The sequence below is a fragment of the Ectopseudomonas guguanensis genome (genome assembly GCF_900104265.1).
GTDB classification, from domain to species: domain Bacteria; phylum Pseudomonadota; class Gammaproteobacteria; order Pseudomonadales; family Pseudomonadaceae; genus Aquipseudomonas; species Aquipseudomonas guguanensis.
The window spans coordinates 12,485-31,047 of record NZ_FNJJ01000004.1; the positions used below are offsets into that span (position 1 = coordinate 12,485).

The window sequence follows — 18,563 nt, forward strand, 5'->3', positions numbered from 1 at the left end:
GCGGGGCCGCCCAGGCTGTGCGCACCGATCTGTCTGCTGAACTACAGCGTGCTTGGTGCGCACAGCGCACCCTACAAATCGCGCGCACCCTACGCTCTGCGTTTATGCAGCGAACGCAGCTTGTAGCGATCGCCGGGGTGGATCAGCCGCGCGTAGCTGATCAGGTGATCGTCCGACCAGGTACGGCGGATCACGCTCAGGCAGGGCATGGCCGGGTCGATCTGCAGCAGCTCGGCGGTACGCGCATCCACCAGCACCGCTTCGACCACATGCTCGACATCCGAGATCGGGCAGCTGGCGACCAGCACCTCGTTGGGCGTCACCTGAGTGAAGTCGCTCTGCAGGTAATGCGGCACCCAGCGCGGGTTGACGAAGCGGTCCTCGAGCTGGATCGGCAGGCCGTCCTGCAGGTGCACGAGGATGCTGTGAAACACCTCGGCGCCCAGACGCAGGCCCAGGCGCAGGGCCACCTCGTCATCGGCGGCGATGGCCTCGCAGCGCACCACTGCGTTGCTGTAGGCATGGCCGCGGCCGCGCACTTCGCTGGCGATGTTCATCACCTCGTGCAGCGGCGATTCGGCCTTGCGGTCGGTGACGAAGGTGCCGAGGCCGGCCTGGCGCACCAGATAGCCCTTCTGCACCAGGTTCTGGATCGCCTTGTTGGCCGTCATGCGGCTGACCGAGAAGTCCCGCGCCAGTTGCTCCTCGGGCGGAATCTGGTGATTGACCGGATAGGCACCGCCGTGAATGCGCTCGAGCAAGAAATCCTCGATGGCCTTGTAGCGCGGGGTGGTACTGGTCACGGCGGCTCCTTGGAAATGCCCGGTGCGCGGATGATAGCGGAGCGAAGCGCTCGGCTCCCAGCGCCGTAGCCCGGATGAAATCCGGGAGCCTCGAAATCAAGGCCCCGGATTGCATCCGGGCTACGCTATCGCCGTTCTCAGCCCACCGACGGCAGCATCCCGGCGGGCAGCAGCGGCGTCAGCACGCGCTCGGCCAGCAGTTCGTCGGCGGCGGCGATGTCCGGGGCGAAGAAGCGGTCCTCGACGTAGTACGGCACCTTGGCGCGCAGCGTCTGGCGCGCCTGCTCCAGCGCCGGCGTGCTCTTCAGGCCTTCACGGAAGTCCAGGCCCTGGCAGGCGCCCAGCCATTCCACGGCGAGGATGCCGCGGGTGTTGGCGGCCATTTCCCACAGGCGCTTGCCGGCGCCGGGTGCCATGGAAACGTGGTCTTCCTGGTTGGCCGAAGTGGGCAGGCTGTCGACGCTGTGCGGGTGGGACAACGCCTTGTTGTCGCTGGCCAGCGCCGCCGCAGTTACCTGGGCGATCATGAAGCCGGAGTTGACCCCACCATTGGCCACCAGGAAAGGCGGCAGCTGCGACATGTGCTTGTCCATCATCAGCGAGATGCGCCGTTCGGACAGCGAGCCGATCTCGGCGATGGCCAGGGCGATATTGTCGGCGGCCATGGCCACCGGCTCGGCGTGGAAGTTGCCACCGGAAATCACCTCGCCTTCGGCGGCGAACACCAGCGGGTTGTCCGATACGGCGTTGGCCTCGACGCCGAGCACTTCGGCGGCCTGGCGCAGCTGGGTCAGGCAGGCGCCCATGACCTGCGGCTGGCAGCGCAGCGAGTACGGGTCCTGCACCTTGTCGCAGGCGGCGTGGGAACGGCCGATCTCGCTGCTGTCAGCCAGCAGGTGACGGAACGCCGCTGCCGCGTCGATCTGCCCGCGCTGACCACGGGCGGCATGGATGCGCGCATCGAAGGGCGAGCGCGACCCCAGCAACGCCTCGACACTGAGCGCGCCGCAGACGCTGGCGGCGGCGTACAGGTCCTCGGCCTCGAACAGCCCGCGCAGGGCGTAGGCGGTGGACACCTGGGTGCCGTTGAGCAGGGCCAGGCCCTCCTTGGCGGCCAGGGTCATCGGCTCCAGGCCGGCGATGGCCAGCGCTTCGGTGGCCGGCAGCCATTCACCCTTGTAGCGCGCCTGGCTTTCGCCGAGCAGCACCAGCGACATATGCGCCAGCGGCGCCAGGTCGCCGGATGCGCCGACCGAGCCTTTCAGCGGGATATGCGGATAGACCTCGGCGTTGACCAGGGCGATCAGTGCGTCGATCACCTTGCGGCGGATGCCGGAGAAGCCGCGCGCCAGGCTGTTGATCTTGAGCAGCATGATCAGGCGCACCATTGCATCGCTCAACGGCTCGCCGATGCCGGCGGCGTGGGACAGCACCAGCGAGCGCTGCAGCTTTTCCAGATCGGCGTTGGCGATGCGGGTCGAGGCCAGCAGGCCGAAACCGGTGTTGATGCCGTAGGCGGTGCGGCCCTCGGCGATGATCTGGTTGACGCAGGCGACGCTGGCGTCGATGGCCTCGTGGGCGCTGGCGTCCAGGGTCAGGTGCACGGGCGCCTGGTAGGCGGCGCGCAGGTCGGCCAGGGTCAGCTGGCCGGGTTTCAGGTTCAGGGTGTTCATGTTCTGTTCTTCCACGGGTGAGATCGCGCCTGGCGAAGCAGAGCCGAATAATGGCTGAAGTCGCGGTACGTACAGTGATTGATGCGCCGGCCCATCGGGCCGACGGCGAACTTGTCTTAACCGATCATCGGCAGCTTCAGTCCCTGCTCCTTGGCACAGTCGATGGCGATCTGGTAACCGACGTCGGCATGACGCATCACCCCGGTGCCCGGGTCGTTGGTCAGCACGCGGGCGATGCGCGCGGCGGCTTCGTCGGTGCCATCGCAGACGATGACCATACCCGAATGCTGGGAGAAGCCCATGCCGACGCCGCCGCCGTGGTGCAGCGAGACCCAGGTGGCGCCGCTGGCGGTATTGAGCAGGGCGTTGAGCAGCGGCCAGTCGGACACGGCGTCGGAGCCGTCCTGCATGGCCTCGGTCTCGCGGTTGGGGCTGGCCACGGAGCCTGAGTCCAGGTGGTCGCGACCGATCACGATAGGCGCGCTCAGCTCGCCGGAGCGGACCATCTCGTTGAAGGCCAGGCCGAGCTTGGCGCGCTGGCCCAGGCCGACCCAGCAGATACGCGCCGGCAGGCCCTGGAAGCTGATGCGCTCGCGGGCCATGTCCAGCCAGCGGTGCAGGTGGGCGTCGTCGGGGATCAGTTCCTTGACCTTGGCGTCGGTCTTGTAGATGTCCTCGGGGTTGCCGGACAGCGCCGCCCAGCGGAACGGGCCGATGCCGCGGCAGAACAGCGGGCGGATATAGGCCGGGACGAAACCGGGGAAGTCGAAGGCGTTGTCCACGCCCTCCTCTTTCGCCATCTGGCGGATGTTGTTGCCATAGTCGAAGGTCGGCACGCCCATCTTCTGGAAGTCGAGCATGGCTTTGACGTGCACGGCCATGGACTGCTTGGCGGCCTTGACCACGCCCGCCGGATCGGTGGCTGCACGATCCTTGTATTCGGCCCAGGTCCAGCCGATGGGCAGGTAGCCGTTGAGCGGGTCGTGGGCGCTGGTCTGGTCGGTGACCATGTCCGGGCGCACGCCACGCTTGACCAGTTCCGGCAGGATCTCGGCGGCGTTGCCCAGCAGGGCGATGGAGATGGCCTTGCCTTCAGAGGTGTACTTGGCGATGCGCGCCAGGGCGTCGTCCAGATCGGTGGCCTGCTCGTCGACGTAACGGCTGCGCAGGCGGAAGTCGATGCTGCTCTGCTGGCATTCGATGTTCAGCGAGCAGGCGCCAGCCAGGGTGGCGGCCAGCGGCTGGGCACCGCCCATGCCACCCAGGCCGGCGGTCAGCACCCAGCGGCCCTTGAGGTCACCGCCGTAGTGCTGGCGACCGGCTTCGACGAAGGTCTCGTAGGTGCCCTGGACGATGCCCTGGCTGCCGATGTAGATCCAGCTGCCGGCGGTCATCTGGCCGTACATGGCCAGGCCCTTGGCATCCAGTTCGTTGAAGTGCTCCCAGCTCGCCCAGTGCGGCACCAGGTTGGAGTTGGCGATCAGCACGCGCGGCGCATTGCTGTGGGTCTTGAACACGCCGACCGGCTTGCCGGACTGCACCAGCAGGGTCTCGTCGTCGTTCAGCTCCTTGAGGGTCTTGACGATCGCATCAAAGCACTCCCAGTTGCGCGCGGCGCGGCCAATGCCGCCGTACACCACCAGTTCCTTGGGGTTTTCGGCCACGTCCGGGTCGAGGTTGTTCATCAGCATGCGCAGCGGCGCCTCGGTCAGCCAGCTCTTGGCGGTGAGCGTGGTGCCGCGCGGGGCGCGGATTTCGGTGTCGCGGTATTTGGTGGTCACAGCGGTTTCCTCTTGTTGTTCGGGGCTCAGAGGCTGAGCAGATGAATCAGCCGCGCCGCCACCTTGGCGGTGCGGTTGTCGATGTCGTATTCGGGGTTGATCTCGGCCAGGTCGGCCAGGCGCAGCTTGCCGCTGGCCTTGAGCCGCTCGATCAGCGGCTCGAGCAGCTCCAGGCGCACGCCACGGGCGGCCGGGGCGCTGACGCCGGGCGCCTCGCAGGCCGGCAGCACGTCGATGTCGATGGTCAGGTAGAGCGCGTCGCAGCCGGCGGCGAAGGCGTCCAGCTCGGCGCCGATGGACTCCAGGGTGGCCTCGCGGATTTCCCGGTCTTCGCGCACCAGCACGTTCAGCTCGGCGGCGCGAGAAAACAGCGCGCGGGTGTTGCTGGCGCGACTGACGCCCAGGCAGGCGTAGCGGAATGGCCAGCCGCGCGCGGCGCACTGCTCGGCGATCTGCGCGAAGGGGGTGCCGGAGGAATGCACATGGGCCGGGTCGCGCAGGTCGAAATGGGCATCGAAATTGACGATGCCGATCTGCGGCGCAGGGTTGCCGGAGAGGTGCTCGGCCAGACCGGACCAGCTGCCGAAGGCCACCTCGTGGCCGCCGCCTATCACCACTGGTAGGTGGCCGGCATCCAGCAGCGCGCAGACGTTGCGACCGAGGCGGGCCTGGGCCGCTTCCAGGTCGCCGTCTTCGCAGGTGACGTCACCGGCGTCATAGGCCGGCGCCTGACGATGCCAGGCCAGGTTGGCCAGCGCCTTGCGCACGCTTTGCGGCGCGCCGGCGGCGCCGACGCGGCCATGGTTGCGGCGCACCCCCTCGTCGCAGGCGAAGCCGAGCAGGGCCAGGCCCGGCTCGCTGGCTTCGTTGAGCGCGCGGATGCGCTGGTGCCAGCGCGCGCTGTCGGCTTCAGGATCGGTGCGGCCGGTCCAGGCGCTCATGCAATGACGGTCAGCGTGCATAAACCACTTCTCCCTTGAAAACGCGCTGGCGCAGGCGCCCGGCCTGCACTGCGTAGGCCAGTTCGGCCGGCTGCTGGATATCCCACAGACACAGATCGGCAGGCGCGCCGACAGCGATGCGGCCAAGGTCGGGCAGACCGAGGGCACGGGCGCCGTGGGCGGTCATGCCGGCCAGCGCTTCGCGCGGGGTCAGCCGGAACAGGGTGCAGGCCAGGTTGGCCATCAGCGTGGGCATGCAGATCGGCGAGGTGCCGGGGTTGGCGTCGCTGGCCACGGCCATCGGCACGCCGTACTGACGCAGCAGCTCGATGGGCGGCAGCCGGGTTTCGCGCAGCACATGGAAGGCGCCGGGCAACAGCACGGCGACGGTGCCGGCCTCGGCCATGGCGCGCACGCCGGCCTCGTCGAGGTATTCGATATGATCGGCGGACAGCGCGCCGTAGCGCGCGGCCAGGGCGCTGCCGCCGAGGTTGGACAGCTGCTCGGCATGGGCCTTGATCGCCAGACCATGGGCCTTGGCCGCCTGGTAGATGCGCTCGCACTGCGCCGGGGAGAAGCCGATGCCTTCGCAGAACACGTCCACCGCATCGGCCAGGCCTTCGGCTGCGGCGGCCGGAATCATCTCCTCGCAGACCAGGCTCACATAGTCGTCGGCGCGACCGGCGTATTCCGGCGGCAGCGCGTGGGCGCCGAGCAGGGTGGTGAGCACCCGTACCGGGCGCAGCTGGCCGAGGCGGCGGGCCACGCGCAGCATCTTCAGCTCATCGGCGACGGTCAGGCCGTAGCCGGACTTGATCTCCACCGTGGTCACGCCATCGGCCAGCAGCGCATCGAGGCGCGGCAGGCTGGCGGCGATCAGCTCGTCCTCGCTGGCCGCGCGAGTGGCGCGCACGCTGCTGAGGATGCCGCCACCGGCACGGGCGATCTCCTCGTAGCTGACGCCCTCCAGGCGCTGCTCGAACTCGCCGGCGCGGTTGCCGGCGTAGACCAGATGGGTGTGGCAATCGACCAGGCCGGGAGTCAGCACCCCGCCGCGGCCGGCGCAGGCGGCGCCCTCGGCACATGCCTCGTTGAACTCGCGCGCCGGCCACAGACCGGCGATGCGCCCGTCCTCGACCAGCACATTCATCGCCTCGCTCAGCTGCACCAGGCCATCGAAGACCTGCACGTCGCGCCACAGCCGTTTCGAAGTTGATTGTGTCGGCATGGGCTTCTCCCTGCTTGTTTTGTATATACAATATGAGTGGTTCGGTCGACCGTCAAGCCATGCCGGCTTGCCTGACCGGATGGTCATCCGACGGTGAAAGCCGCCGCTCAACCAGCGAAGCACCTGATACGGAGCCGATTCGCCCGTGAGATAGAGACTGCGCGCCGGCGCCATCGACAGCTGCCATTCGTCGGCTTACGTCTATGTATATACATTTGGAGAAAGCATGCCCTGCACCCTGCTCGACCTCGCCTCCGCCCGCGCCATGCCCTGGAAGAACGGCGGCGGTGAAACCCTGGAACTGGCCATCGCGCCAGCGGGCGCCGGGCTGGAGGATTTCGCCTGGCGCATCAGCAGCGCGCGGGTCGGCACGGCGGGCCCCTTCTCGAACTTTGCCGGCGTCGATCGCAGCCTGGCGCTGCTGAGTGGCGCGGGGTTGCGCCTGCAGCGTGGCAACGGACGGATCGAGGAGCTGCACGCCGGCGGCGCGGTGGCGCAGTTTGCCGGCGAGGAGGCGATCACCGCGGCGCTGCTGGACGGCGCGGTCGGCGACCTCAATCTGATGACCCGCCGCGGTGCCTGGCGCCATCGCCTCGTCCCGCTACCGCTGCATGGGCAGCAGGAGGTGGAGAACGATGCCGAGGTGATGCTGCTCTGGTGTCAGGCTGGCGCGGCCGTGGAATGCCGGCTGGCGGAAGGTGAAATGCGCTCGCTGGAAAGCGGCCAGGGGTTGCTGCTGGAAAGCCTGCCAGGCGCGCTGGCGCTGCATGCCCGGCAACCCGCCCTGCTCTATCTGGCCTGGCTGTGGCGCGAGACCAACGGTAGCTGAGCGGTCATCAAAACTTAACCCCGCGCCACCAGCATCGAGCCATTGCTGCCACCAGGGAGAATGGCCGATGACCACCAATGCCGATGTCTTGCCCGTCGAACCCTCGCTGCCGGCCACGCGCCAGTGGCTGTCCTGGATGCTGGTGGTGGCGCTGATCTACCTGCTGCTGGCCGGCGTTGGCGCCATCGGCGACGGCTTCAAGGCCGCCACCGGCAACAACGCCCGCGAACTCTTCGCCTTCGCCACCAACCCGCTGGTCGGCCTGATGATCGGCCTGGTGGCCACCGCACTGATCCAGAGCTCCAGCACCGTGACCTCGATCATCGTCGGCATGGTCGCCGGCGGCCTGCCGATTCCCATCGCCATTCCGCTGATCATGGGCGCCAATATCGGCACCTCGCTGACCAGCACCATCGTCAGCCTCGGCCATATTCGCAGCGGCGAGGAGTTCCGCCGCGCCTTCTCGGCAGCCACGGTGCACGACGCCTTCAACATCACCGCGGTGGCCATCCTGCTGCCGCTGGAGCTGCTGTTCCAGCCCTTGCAGCGCCTGTCCGAATCGCTCGCCGGCCTGCTGGTCAGCGATGCCAGCGTCGACATGAAGAGCGTCAACTTCATGAAGACCCTGCTGTCGCCGGCCTCCGACCTGCTCGCGGGCAGCGTCAGCTGGCTGCCCGGCGCGGTGTGGAGCGGCGTCGCGCTGATCCTGATCGGCGTGGCGATGATCCTGTTCGTGGTCACGGCCATCGGCAAGGTCCTGCGCAAGGTGGTGGTCGGCCGCGCCAAGGACATCATGCATGCCAGCGTCGGCCGCGGCCCGCTGTCCGGCATCGCCTCGGGCAGCGTGATCACCGTGCTGGTGCAGTCGTCCTCGACCACCACGGCGCTGATCGTGCCGCTGGCCGGCAGCGGCGTGTTCAGCCTCAAGCAGGTCTACCCCTTCACCCTTGGCACCAATATCGGCACCTGCGTCACCGCGCTGCTGGCTGCCACCGCGATCACCGGGCCGACCGCGGAGGTGGCCATGCAGATCGCCCTGGTGCACCTGCTGTTCAACCTGCTGGGCATCCTCATCATCTACGCACTGCCCTTGCTGCGTGGCGTGCCGCCGATGATCGCCGAGGGCCTGGCCACGCTGGCGCAGCGCAGCAAGCTCTACGTGGCCGCCTACATCGCCGGTGTGTTCTTCGCCCTGCCCCTGCTGCTGATCGGCGCCAGCCAGATCTGAGCCCTGCCAAGGAGTTGCCATGAGACGCGAACAGAGTCGCCACGAAACTCAGCAGCGCATCCACGAGCTGCGCGAAACCCTCAACGAGCTGGAGATGCAACTGGCCGGGATGGAGGAGCAGGAGCAGGCCCAGCACGAGCAGATCGAGCACCTCGACGACTATATCGATGCCGTCGATACCAAGCTCAGCAGCCTGCAGCTGTTCTGGAATTCGCTCAAACAGGAATGGCGCAAGCCCAAGGCGTGATCCCATGACGACCCGACTCTCTCTCGCCAAGCCGCTGCTCGGCGGCCTCGCCGTCAGCCTGCTCAGCGCCTGCTACGAAGCGCCACCGGTGACGTTGGCCGAGGCCGACCTGCACATCGATGGCTCCAGCACGGTGTTTCCGCTGACCCGCGAGGCGGCGCGACGCTTCGAGCGCGCGGCCGTGGGCAGCCGTATCGCAGTGGACTTCTCCGGCACCGCAGCCGGCTTTCGCCGCTTCTGCGCCGGCGAGACCGACATCAACAACGCCTCACGGGAAATCAATGCCGAGGAACTGGCCCAGTGTCAGGCCAGAGGCATCGACTTTCGCGTTGTGCCGCTGGCCATGGACGCCATCGCCGTGGTGGTCAACCCGGCCAACACCTGGGTCGATGCCATCAGCGTCGAGGAGCTGAAGAAGCTCTGGTCACCGGCTGCCGAGAAGAAGCTCAACAGCTGGCGCGACCTGCGGCCGGACTGGCCGGATGAGCCCATCGTGCTGTTCGGCCGCGGCCAGGACTCCGGCACCTACGACGTGTTCACCCAGGCCATCGTCGGCACCACGCACAGCAGCCGGCAGGATTACCAGGCCAGCGAGGACGAGGAGTTTCTCGCCAGGGCCATCGCCGCGCAGCCCAATGCCCTGGGCTTCTTCGGCATCGGCGCCTACCACCGGCACTGGGACGAGCTGAAGCTGGTGGCCGTCGACGCCGGCAAAGGCGCGGTCTTCCCCACCCTGGAGACGGTCGCGCAGAACCGCTACCAGCCGCTGACCCGGCCGCTGTTTCTCTACGTCAGCCAGCGCAGCCTGGCGGACAAGCCGCTGCTAGACAGCTTTCTGCGGCACTACCTGGACGGCCTGCCCGGCTGGATTCACTTCACCGGCTATATGCCGCTGGCCCGCGACAGCTACCGCAGCAGCCTGGAGGCCCTGAGCAAGACGCCCTGAGCGCGCGCAGGGCAAGCCGTACGCACCGCAGCGACCCGGTGCGCGCGGCGCACCCTACCATCGACACATGGTCGCGGAGGCTAGTAGCGCGACGGCACCAGCATGCTGTCCGGCACCGGCATGCGCAGATAGTCCGGGTTGTAGACCCGCGCCGGCAGTTGCACCTGTGCCCGCGGCACCGTCTGGTAGGGAATCTGGCTGAGCAGGTGGGCGATGCAGTTGAGCCGTGCGCGCTTCTTGTCGTCGGCCTCCACCACCCACCAGGGCGCCTCGGGGATATGGGTGCGCTCGAGCATCACTTCCTTGGCCTGGGTGTAGGCCTCCCAGCGTCGCCGCGACTCCAGGTCCATCGGGCTCAGTTTCCACTGCTTGAGCGGATCGTGAATGCGCGCCAGAAAGCGGCGGTTCTGCTCGTTGTCGGTGATGGAGAACCAGTACTTGATCAGCAGGATGCCCGAGCGCACAAGCATGCGCTCGAACTCCGGCACCGAGCGGAAGAACTCCTCGTACTCGGCATCGCTGCAAAAGCCCATGACCTTCTCGACGCCCGCGCGGTTGTACCAGCTGCGGTCGAACAGGACCATTTCCCCGGCGGCCGGCAGGTGCGACACGTAGCGCTGGAAGTACCACTGGGTGCGTTCGCGGTCGTTGGGTGCCGGCAACGCCGCGACCCGGCAGATACGCGGGTTGAGGCGCTGGGTGACGCGCTTGATCACCCCACCCTTGCCGGCGGCGTCGCGGCCCTCGAACAGCACCACCACCTTGAGCTGGTTGTGCACCACCCAATCCTGCAGCTTGACCAGCTCGCCCTGCAGACGCAGCAGCTCGGAGAAGTAGGTGCGCCGCGACAGATCGCCCGGCTGCAACGGAACGCCGCCTTCGGCGCGGGCGATCAGGCCATCCATGCGCGCATCGTCCAGCTCCATTTCCAGTTCCTCGTCGAGGCTGTCCTGGAATTCGGCCTGCAGCAGCTGCTCGTAGGCCTGTAACGAACTGTACATCTGATCGGTCATGACCGCTCCTCGCTGACTGGATTGCCCGGCTGGGTCACCCCAGGCTAGCGAGCAGCAATGACAGCGGCGTGACCGGCAAAAAGGCGCAGCCCCTTGCAAAGCTGCGCGTCGGTCCTACCAAGCTGGGCGCTAGAGCACGCCGATCTCCCGTGCGGTCTGGTCCACCGCCAGCTTGGTCTTGCTGACCAACTCGTCCAGGTCGGTGCGCGTGGCCACCAGCGCCGGGGCCATGATCATGCGCCCTCCAGTGGCGCGGATGATCAGGCCGTTGTCGAAGCCAATGCTGCGGCAGCGCCAGGTCAGGTCGGTTTCGTTGGCGAAGCGCTTGCGGCTGGCCGGGTCCTCGCTGAACTGCAATGCCGCGACCAGACCGCTGCCCTGAATCTCGCCGATCAGCGGGTGGCCGGCGAACACCTCGCGCAAGCACTGCTGCAGGTAGGGGCCGGTATCGACCTTGACCCGCTCGACCACGCCCTCGTCGCGCAGCGCCTTGATATTGGCGATGGCCACTGCCGCCGCCACCGGGTGGCCGGAGTAGGTCAGGCCGTGGGCGTAGACGCCGCCCTGCTCCACCAGCACCTCGGCGATGCGTTTGGACAGCACCAGGCCGCCCATGGGGATGTAGCCGCTGGTCAGGCCCTTGGCGATGGACAGGGTGTCGGGCTGGAAGCCGAAGTGCTGGTGGGCGAACCATTCGCCGGTGCGGCCGAAACCACCGATCACCTCATCGGCGCACAGCAGCACGTCGTACTGGCGGCAGATGCGCTGGATCTCCGGCCAGTAGCTTTGCGGCGGGAAGATCATGCCGCCGGCGCCCTGGAATGGCTCGGCGATAAAGGCGGCGACATTCTCGGCGCCCAGCTCGAGGATCTTCTCCTCCAGCTGCAGGGCGCAGCGGCGGCCGAACTCGGCCGGGCTCAGCTCGCCGCCGGCGGCGAACCAGTAGGGTTCGTCGATATGGGCAATATCGGGAATCAGTCCTCCCATCTCGTGCATAAATTTCATCCCGCCCAGCGCGGTGCTGGCCAGGGTGGAGCCGTGGTAGCCGTTCCAGCGGCCGATCATCACCTTCTTCTGCGGCTTGCCGAGAATCTGCCAATAGCGGCGCACGGTGCGGATCAGCACCTCGTTGGCTTCCGAGCCGGAGTTGGTGTAGACGGCGTGGCTGTAGTGGCTCGGCAGCAGGCTGAACAGCTGCTCGGAGAGTTCCACCACCGCCGGGTGGGTGGTGTGGAAGAACATGTTGTAGTACGGCAGCTGCTCCAGCTGGCGGCTGGCGGCGGCGGCCAGGTCCTTGCGGCCGTAGCCGAGGTTGGTGCACCACAGGCCGGACATGCCGTCGAGGTAGCGCTTGCCGTCGTTGTCCCACAGGTGCAGCCCCTCGCCGCGCACCATCACCCGCGGGCCCTCGGCGTTGAGCGCCTTCTGGTCGACGAAGGCATGGATATGGTGGGCCGCGTCCAGTTGCTGGTAGTCGCGGGTGGAGCGGGTGGGAGTGTGGGGGACTGTCATGGCAGTGACCTCGCCTCGATGGGTTGTCGGGTACCGGGCCGGGCCCCGGCGGAAAATCGGTTATTCGCGTAGGGTGCGCTGCGCGCACCGATACCTGCGGAGATGCTGGTGCGCACGGCCTAGGCGGCCCCGCGACACCCTACCGAGCCAGCACCTGCTCCAGCGGCTCGGGGGTGAACAGCGGCTTGCGCATCACCAGTTTGATCCACAGCACGGCGATCAGCGACACTAAGCCGAGCACCGCGCCGGCGCTGTAGAAGATGCTCGCGGTCATCTCCGGGCTGGGCGACACGTAGTAGATCGACACCAGCATGCCGGCGATGCCGAGCACTTGCGGCAGCGGGTAGAACGGCGTCTTGAACGGCCGCGCCAGGTCCGGATAGCGACGGCGCAGGGCGATCACGTCGAGATGGCAGATGATGTACGCCAGCAGCCAGGCGATGGCCGCGGCCAGCAGCAACAGGCCGATGGCGTCGGGCCGATCGCCCATCAGCAGCACCGGCGCGCCGGTGATCAGGGCGACGAACAGCACCGCCACCCAGGGCGTGTTGAAGCGCTTGCTGAGCAGCTTGAACTGCGGGAAGGCCTGGCCGTTGACCGCCATGCCGAACAACATGCGCGGGATGGCCGCCAGCGAGGTATTGAGCGTGCTGCAGGTGGCGGTGGCCGCGGCGATCACCAGGAACAGCTTGCCGCCTTCGCCGAGCAGCGCAGTAGCGAACAGGTAGTGCGGCAGCGCGGCGCTGGCCAGCTCCTCCTGCGGCACGTAGAACAGCGCGCCGATGGAGTACAGGGCGATGGTGACGAAGATCACCCCGACGCCGAGCATCATCGACCAGGGAATGTTGCGTTCCGGCTGCTTGGACTCCTCCACCAGCGGGCAGACGAACTCGGCGCCGACGAAGCCCCAGATGGCCAGCGCCACCAGGGTCAGCACCCCGGCGCCGAGCGGGTTCCAGTCGTGGGTCAGGGCCTGAGTCAGCGCCGGCTGGCTGCCGCTGCCGGTCATCGCGGTCAGCCCCAGGGCCAGCAGCACTATCACCATCACCAGCGCCAGGGCCGACTGTAGGCGGGCGAACAGGTCGATGCCGAGCAGGTTGAGCAGGGTGAACAGGATCAGCACGCCATAGGCGATGCTCATGCTGGGGACCACCCCGGGGTAGACCTCGGCGATGATCAGATCGAGCAGCAGCAGCTCGGCCGACAGGGCGAACATTGCCACCACCACATAGCCGGAAAAGGTGGCGAGGATCGCTGGGAAGTGCCCCAGGGCCACCTCGGTGTAGCTGCTCAGGCTGCCGGCGCGGGGAATCATCAGCGCCAGCTCGGAGAACGACATGACGTAGGTCAGGGCGAGGAAGAAGGCCAGGGTCAGCGGGATCAGAAAGCCCAACCCGGCGATGCCGGCGCCCTGCAGCATCAGCACCATCACGCCTTGCGACACCACCAGGCCAATGGCCACGGCGAGCAGGGCGCCGAGGCCGAGGCGGGCCCTGGGCTTGGCGACGGGCCGCTCCGTGGCCAAGGTGGAAGCGAGGCTGACATCGGGATCGATCATGGTGGTTCTCCTGCAATCTTGTTGTTGTGACAGGTGGAACGACGGGCCCGCGCGCGACTCAGCCGCGCAGTTGAACCCAGGTGGTTTTCAGGTGGTTGTACTTGTCGAAAGCGTGCAGCGACAGATCGCGGCCGAAGCCGGACTGCTTGCAGCCGCCGAACGGCACGCAGACGTCGAGGGCGTCCACGGTGTTCACCGACACGGTGCCGGCGCGCAGGCGCCGGGCCACGCGGTGGGCGCGGTTGAGGTCGTCGGTCCACAGCGAGGCAGCCAGGCCATAGACGCTGTCGTTGGCCAGGCGCAGGGCCTCGTCCTCGCTATCGAAGGCGGTCACCGACAGCACCGGGCCGAATACTTCCTCGCGGGCCAGGCGCATGCTCGGCTGCACGCCGGTGAAGATGGTCGGGGTAATGAAGTTGTCCGAGCCGCCAACGCGCAGGCGCTGGCCGCCGCAAGCCAGCCGCGCGCCCTCGCCCTGGGCCTGGTCGATAAAGGCCATGATCCGCTCGGTCTGCCGCGCCTCGACGATGGCGCCCATGCGGCTGTTTGGATCGAGCGGGTCGCCCGGCTGCCAGTCGCTAGCCTTGGCCAGCAGGCGCTCGACGAACTCGTCGTGGATCGAGCGTTCGATCAGCAGCCGCGAATTGGCCGAGCACACCTCGCCCTGGTTGAAGAAAATGGCGAAGGCGGCCTTCTCCGCCGCCAGGTCGAGGTCCTGGCAGTCGGCAAACACCAGATTGGGGCTCTTGCCGCCACACTCCAGCCAAACTTGCTTCAAGTTTGATTGAGCTGCGTAGGCCATAAAGTACTTGCCCACCTCGGTGGAGCCGGTGAAGGCCAGGCAGTCCACGTCCATATGCAGGCCGAGGGCCTTGCCGGCGCTCTCGCCGAGGCCCGGCAGCACGTTGAGCACGCCCTCCGGCAGGCCGGCCTCGAGCGCCAGCTGGCCCAGGCGCAGGGCGGAGAACGGCGACTGTTCGGCCGGCTTGAGCACCACGCTGTTGCCGGCGGCCAGTGCCGGGGCCAACTTCCAGGCGGCCAGGTCGAGGGGGAAGTTCCAGGGCACCACGGCGCCGATCACCCCCAGCGGCTCGCGGCCGATGGTGGCCAGGACGTTGCCGGCGGTAGGCGCGACCTGGTCGTAGAGCTTGTCCAGCGCCTCGCCGTACCAGGCGAAGACGCCGGCGGCGCCGGGCACGTCGACGTTGTAGGCATCCATCACCGGCTTGCCCATGTTCAGCGAGTCGAGCAGCGCCAGCTCCTCGCGGTTGGCCAGGATCAGCTCGGCCAGGCGCAGCAGCACCGCCTTGCGCTCGCGCGGCGCCATGCGCGGCCAGGGGCCCTGCTCGAAGGCGCGGCGGGCGCTGGCCACGGCGGCGTCGACATCGGCGCCGTCGCAGGCGGCGACATTGGCCAGCAGCTTGTTGGTCGCCGGGTTGATCGACGCGAAACTGGCGCCGGATGCGGCCGGGCGCAGCCGCCCGTCGATCAGTGCGCCGGTGGGGAAAGCCTGGGCGGCAGCCCGCTGCTGCCAGTCGGAGAGTTGCAACATCGCCTCGATCCTCGCCACGGCCGTCATGGGCGGCCCTTGTTGTTGTCGAGGTCGATGGTGGCGCAGGGGGGAAAACAGCGAAATTAGTAAATATATGTTCGCGACTTACGAAAAAACTGGGCTGCTGGCGGCGGGCGCTGGAGTATGTTGAGGCCTCGAAATCCATCACAAGACGGGTCTGCAGATCCGCGCCGGAGGAGCCCAATGGCCACCTACACCCTGCGTCAGCTCAAGTACTTTGTGACCACCGTGGAATGCGGCAGCGTGGCCGAGGCCTCGCGCAAGCTGTATATCGCCCAGCCGTCGATCTCCACTGCGATCAAGGGCCTGGAGGACAGCTTCGGCCTGCAACTGTTTATCCGCCACCACGCCCAGGGCGTGTCGCTGACGCCGGGCGGCGCGCGCTTCTACAAGAAAGCCCAGGAACTGCTGCGCATGGCTCGCGAGTTCGAGCAGAACGCCCTGGCCGACAATGACGTGATCGCCGGGCAGATCGATATCGGCTGCTTCGAGACCGTCGCCCCGCTCTATCTACCGCGTCTGATCGCCGGCTTCAACGCGCTCTACCCCGGGGTGGAGATCCGCATCCGCGACGGAGAGCAGCAGGAGCTGGTGCAGGGCCTGACCGCCGGGCGCTTCGACCTGGCCATCCTCTACGCCCACGACCTCGACGCCACCATCGACAGCGAACCGCTGATGCCGCCGCAGAAGCCGTACGCCCTGCTCCCCGAAGGGCACCGCTTCACCGGCCAGGCCCTGGTGTCGCTACGCGACCTGTGCCTGGAACCGATGATCCTGCTCGACGTGCTGCCGAGCCGCACCTACTTCGTCAGCCTGTTCGAGGAGCTTGGGCTAAGCCCCAACATCGTCTTCAGCTCGCCGTCGATCGAGATGGTGCGCGGCATGGTCGGCCAGGGCTTCGGCTTCTCCCTGCTGGTCACCCGCCCGCACTCGGAATGCACCTACGACGGGCGAAAGGTGGTGATGGTGGACATCGCCGAAGAGGTCAGCGGCTCCGGCCTGGTCGCCGCCTGGCTCAAGCGCGCGCAACTGACCAAGCCGGCGCAGCTGTTCGTCGAGTACTGCAAGGAGCAGTTGGCGGCGGGAGACAGGGGCTAAGGGCTGGAGCATACGGCCCGGGCATCGGCGCCAGCGTTCTGCGTCCAACTGTAGATGGTGATTGCGAAGGCTCCCGGATGCCATCCGTGGGCGTTTCAGGCGTCCTGCTGCAGCCACTGCGCCAGCCGCGCCAGCAGCACGTCGCAGGCGTCCAGCTGTTGCAGGCTGACGAACTCGTCGGGTTTATGGCCCTGCTCCATGCTGCCGGGGCCGCAGATCACCGTGGCGATGCCTGCTTCGTCGAACAGCCCGCCCTCGGTGCCAAAGGCCACGGTGCTGAAATCCCGCGAACCGCTGAGCAGTGCCAGCAGCTCGGCGGCTTCGCCCTGCGGGTCGGTGGCCAGGCCCGGGTAGGCCGACAACGCCTGGAACTCGATGGCGCTGGCCGCGCTCACCGCGCGCATCTGCGGCAGCAGCTCGGTTTCGGCGTAGGCGCACAGATCACGCGCCACCTGCTGCGGATCGTCGGCCGGCAGCGCGCGCACCTCGAAGTCGAACTGGCATTCGGCCGGGACTATGTTCAGCGCCCGGCCGCCCTGGATCAGGCCGGTCTGCACCGTCGAATAGGGCGGGTCGAAGCGTGCGTCGCGGCGCGCCGGCGCGGCCAGCTGCGCACCGATCTCGCCGAGCTTGCCGATCAGCTTGGCGGCGTACTCGATGGCGTTGACCCCTTGCGGCGCATAGGCCGAGTGGCAGGCGGCACCGTGCACCTGGCAGCGCATCGCCAGCTTGCCCTTGTGGCCGAGCACCGGGCGCATCTCGGTGGGTTCGCCGATCAGGCAGATGGCCGGGCGCTCGGGGCTGGAGCGCAGGCGTTCGACCAGGCTGCGCACGCCGAGACAGCCCACTTCCTCGTCGTAGGAGAGGGCGATATGCAGCGGTCGGCGCAACGGTCGTTTGAGCAAGCGCGGCACGGCGGCCAGCACGCAGGCGATGAAGCCCTTCATGTCCGCCGTACCGCGGCCGTACAGCAGGCCATTGCGCTCGGTCAGCGCGAAGGCCGGCACGCTCCAGGCCTGGCCGTCCACCGGTACCACGTCGCTGTGCCCGGAGAGCATCACCCCGCCGCCGCCGGCCGGGCCGATGCGGGCATGCAGGTTGGCCTTGCTGCGCTCGGCGTTGTAGTCCAGCTCGCAACTCAGGCCGAGGCCCTTCAGGTAATCGCGGACGAAATCGATCAGTGCCAGGTTGGAGTTGCGGCTGACGGTGGGAAAGGCGATCAGGCGGGCAAGCAGGTCGCGGCTGGTGAGCATGGGGGTGTCTCCTGGGATGGTTGCAACACATTGCCACCCTCTCCCCCAGCCTCTCTCCCATCGGTGGGAGAGGGCTGGGGAGAGGCGCTGCCGTTATCTACTCGTCGCCCGGCACGCCATAGCTGGGCGCAGCGGTGGGGTCGAGGGCGCGGATCAGGTAGTCCTGCATCTGCGGGGCATAGGCCTGCCAGAGTTTGTCCAGCTCGCCGATTGGGTCCTGCTCAGCCCAGTCGACGCGCAGGTCGACCATCGGCCAGGTCAGGTCGCCGACCACCTTGAGCGCCGCCGAATGCACCGGCCCGGCTTCGCCGCCGGCGGCTATGGCCGCGTGCATGGCCGCCAGCAGGCGCTCGGCCAGTTGCCCCGGGCTCTGCTCGAAGGCGCTGACCAGCGCCTCGATTACCGCCGCGGAGGCCAGCAGGTTGCCGGCGGCCACGCATTGTTCGCCGGCCAGGGCTTTATGCACGCCGAGCGCCTGGCTGCCGGAAAACAACGCGCTGCGGCCCTGGCCGTCGAGCAGCGCGACCTGGCGGTACTGGCTGTAGCCGTTGCGGGCCAGGGCCTGGTCCAGCGCCGCGGCAGGCTCGTGGCCGGCCTCGAGCAAATCGAGAATCTGCGGGCCGAGGGCCGGCAGGGTGACGTTCTGCGATGCCACCGCGCCGACCCCGGCGCGCAGCCAGGGGCAACGCGCGCCGACGGCGATGCTCGACGAGCTGATGGCGATGCCCAGCTGGCCGGTTTCACTGCAGCGGCCGACGATGGAAAAGGTCATAAAGCCTCCTTGACGACAAATTCTGAAAGCGTCGCGAGCGAAGGACAGGCAAGGCGAAAACGGCTGAGGAAGCGGAGTTTACAAACTGTAAATGAGCATTCCGAAGCC

At 67.7% G+C, this 18,563-nt stretch carries 16 protein-coding genes; 5 read left to right on the forward strand and 11 right to left on the reverse strand.

All coding sequences use genetic code 11. The features are described from left to right. Nucleotides 1–89: 89 nt before the first annotated feature. From hutC to hutI, 5 genes are all read right to left on the reverse strand, one after another. The gene (hutC, locus tag BLS61_RS06895; protein ID WP_090429214.1) at nucleotides 90–803 is read right to left on the reverse strand and encodes a histidine utilization transcriptional repressor HutC; all 714 of its coding nucleotides are present in this window, start codon (nucleotides 801–803) and stop codon (nucleotides 90–92) included. 137 nt (nucleotides 804–940) lie between these two features. Then, on the reverse strand, nucleotides 941–2,476 hold the full coding sequence (gene hutH / locus BLS61_RS06900; protein ID WP_090429217.1) for a histidine ammonia-lyase: 1,536 nt from the start codon (nucleotides 2,474–2,476) through the stop codon (nucleotides 941–943). A gap of 116 nt (nucleotides 2,477–2,592) precedes the next feature. Beyond that, the gene (hutU, locus tag BLS61_RS06905; protein WP_090429220.1) at nucleotides 2,593–4,257 is read right to left on the reverse strand and encodes a urocanate hydratase; all 1,665 of its coding nucleotides are present in this window, start codon (nucleotides 4,255–4,257) and stop codon (nucleotides 2,593–2,595) included. A gap of 26 nt (nucleotides 4,258–4,283) precedes the next feature. Further along, entirely contained in the window at nucleotides 4,284–5,219 is a 936-nt protein-coding gene (gene hutG / locus BLS61_RS06910) for a formimidoylglutamase (RefSeq protein ID WP_090429223.1), read from the reverse strand. Beyond that, the gene (gene hutI / locus BLS61_RS06915; RefSeq protein ID WP_090429226.1) at nucleotides 5,209–6,426 is read right to left on the reverse strand and encodes an imidazolonepropionase; all 1,218 of its coding nucleotides are present in this window, start codon (nucleotides 6,424–6,426) and stop codon (nucleotides 5,209–5,211) included. The genes hutG and hutI overlap by 11 nt, the downstream gene beginning before the upstream one ends. A gap of 226 nt (nucleotides 6,427–6,652) precedes the next feature. Here hutI and BLS61_RS06920 point away from each other — a divergent pair, with 226 nt between their 5' ends. From BLS61_RS06920 to BLS61_RS06935, 4 genes are all read left to right on the forward strand, one after another. After that, nucleotides 6,653–7,255, forward strand: a complete 603-nt coding sequence (locus BLS61_RS06920) for a HutD/Ves family protein (RefSeq protein ID WP_090429230.1) — start codon at nucleotides 6,653–6,655, stop codon at nucleotides 7,253–7,255. A 67-nt stretch (nucleotides 7,256–7,322) separates the two neighbouring features. After that, nucleotides 7,323–8,483: a Na/Pi symporter gene (locus tag BLS61_RS06925; protein WP_090429234.1), complete on the forward strand. Its 1,161-nt coding sequence runs from the start codon at nucleotides 7,323–7,325 to the stop codon at nucleotides 8,481–8,483. 19 nt (nucleotides 8,484–8,502) lie between these two features. Next, the gene (locus BLS61_RS06930; RefSeq protein WP_090429237.1) at nucleotides 8,503–8,730 is read left to right on the forward strand and encodes a hypothetical protein; all 228 of its coding nucleotides are present in this window, start codon (nucleotides 8,503–8,505) and stop codon (nucleotides 8,728–8,730) included. Between the two features lie 4 nt (nucleotides 8,731–8,734). Further along, nucleotides 8,735–9,676: a PstS family phosphate ABC transporter substrate-binding protein gene (locus tag BLS61_RS06935; protein WP_090429240.1), complete on the forward strand. Its 942-nt coding sequence runs from the start codon at nucleotides 8,735–8,737 to the stop codon at nucleotides 9,674–9,676. A gap of 80 nt (nucleotides 9,677–9,756) precedes the next feature. Here BLS61_RS06935 and ppk2 read toward each other — a convergent pair whose 3' ends face one another. The 4 genes from ppk2 to BLS61_RS06955 form a co-directional block, all read right to left on the reverse strand. Beyond that, nucleotides 9,757–10,689 carry a polyphosphate kinase 2 gene (gene ppk2, locus BLS61_RS06940; protein ID WP_090429243.1) on the reverse strand — a complete coding sequence of 311 codons (933 nt, stop codon included), beginning with the start codon at nucleotides 10,687–10,689 and terminating at the stop codon, nucleotides 9,757–9,759. A 129-nt stretch (nucleotides 10,690–10,818) separates the two neighbouring features. After that, the gene (locus BLS61_RS06945; RefSeq protein WP_090429245.1) at nucleotides 10,819–12,201 is read right to left on the reverse strand and encodes an aspartate aminotransferase family protein; all 1,383 of its coding nucleotides are present in this window, start codon (nucleotides 12,199–12,201) and stop codon (nucleotides 10,819–10,821) included. A 139-nt stretch (nucleotides 12,202–12,340) separates the two neighbouring features. Then, nucleotides 12,341–13,759, reverse strand: a complete 1,419-nt coding sequence (locus tag BLS61_RS06950) for an APC family permease (RefSeq protein ID WP_090429249.1) — start codon at nucleotides 13,757–13,759, stop codon at nucleotides 12,341–12,343. Between the two features lie 58 nt (nucleotides 13,760–13,817). Then, nucleotides 13,818–15,311, reverse strand: a complete 1,494-nt coding sequence (locus tag BLS61_RS06955; RefSeq protein WP_090429251.1) for an aldehyde dehydrogenase — start codon at nucleotides 15,309–15,311, stop codon at nucleotides 13,818–13,820. A gap of 204 nt (nucleotides 15,312–15,515) precedes the next feature. Between BLS61_RS06955 and BLS61_RS06960 the strand changes: the two genes are divergently transcribed. Next, nucleotides 15,516–16,430, forward strand: a complete 915-nt coding sequence (locus BLS61_RS06960) for a LysR substrate-binding domain-containing protein (protein ID WP_090429254.1) — start codon at nucleotides 15,516–15,518, stop codon at nucleotides 16,428–16,430. Between the two features lie 95 nt (nucleotides 16,431–16,525). On the opposite strand, the gene argE is transcribed toward BLS61_RS06960, so the two are convergent. After that, a complete protein-coding gene (gene argE / locus BLS61_RS06965; RefSeq protein ID WP_090429256.1) occupies nucleotides 16,526–17,683 on the reverse strand; it encodes an acetylornithine deacetylase in 1,158 nt (385 codons plus the stop codon). A 97-nt stretch (nucleotides 17,684–17,780) separates the two neighbouring features. Beyond that, nucleotides 17,781–18,455 carry a DUF1028 domain-containing protein gene (locus BLS61_RS06970; RefSeq protein WP_090429260.1) on the reverse strand — a complete coding sequence of 225 codons (675 nt, stop codon included), beginning with the start codon at nucleotides 18,453–18,455 and terminating at the stop codon, nucleotides 17,781–17,783. Between the last annotated feature and the right edge of the window lie 108 nt (nucleotides 18,456–18,563).

What these genes read in the sequence shown, in the direction of transcription:
- hutH (WP_090429217.1), bottom strand. Translation starts at nt 2,476, where the DNA reads ATGAACACCCTGAACCTGAAACCCGGCCAGCTGACCCTGGCCGACCTG.
- hutG (WP_090429223.1), bottom strand. Translation starts at nt 5,219, where the DNA reads ATGCACGCTGACCGTCATTGCATGAGCGCCTGGACCGGCCGCACCGAT.
- hutI (WP_090429226.1), bottom strand. Translation starts at nt 6,426, where the DNA reads ATGCCGACACAATCAACTTCGAAACGGCTGTGGCGCGACGTGCAGGTC.
- BLS61_RS06920 (WP_090429230.1), top strand. Translation starts at nt 6,653, where the DNA reads ATGCCCTGCACCCTGCTCGACCTCGCCTCCGCCCGCGCCATGCCCTGG.
- BLS61_RS06925 (WP_090429234.1), top strand. Translation starts at nt 7,323, where the DNA reads ATGACCACCAATGCCGATGTCTTGCCCGTCGAACCCTCGCTGCCGGCC.
- BLS61_RS06930 (WP_090429237.1), top strand. Translation starts at nt 8,503, where the DNA reads ATGAGACGCGAACAGAGTCGCCACGAAACTCAGCAGCGCATCCACGAG.
- BLS61_RS06935 (WP_090429240.1), top strand. Translation starts at nt 8,735, where the DNA reads ATGACGACCCGACTCTCTCTCGCCAAGCCGCTGCTCGGCGGCCTCGCC.
- ppk2 (WP_090429243.1), bottom strand. Translation starts at nt 10,689, where the DNA reads ATGACCGATCAGATGTACAGTTCGTTACAGGCCTACGAGCAGCTGCTG.
- BLS61_RS06945 (WP_090429245.1), bottom strand. Translation starts at nt 12,201, where the DNA reads ATGACAGTCCCCCACACTCCCACCCGCTCCACCCGCGACTACCAGCAA.
- BLS61_RS06950 (WP_090429249.1), bottom strand. Translation starts at nt 13,759, where the DNA reads ATGATCGATCCCGATGTCAGCCTCGCTTCCACCTTGGCCACGGAGCGG.
- BLS61_RS06955 (WP_090429251.1), bottom strand. Translation starts at nt 15,311, where the DNA reads ATGTTGCAACTCTCCGACTGGCAGCAGCGGGCTGCCGCCCAGGCTTTC.
- BLS61_RS06960 (WP_090429254.1), top strand. Translation starts at nt 15,516, where the DNA reads ATGGCCACCTACACCCTGCGTCAGCTCAAGTACTTTGTGACCACCGTG.
- argE (WP_090429256.1), bottom strand. Translation starts at nt 17,683, where the DNA reads ATGCTCACCAGCCGCGACCTGCTTGCCCGCCTGATCGCCTTTCCCACC.
- BLS61_RS06970 (WP_090429260.1), bottom strand. Translation starts at nt 18,455, where the DNA reads ATGACCTTTTCCATCGTCGGCCGCTGCAGTGAAACCGGCCAGCTGGGC.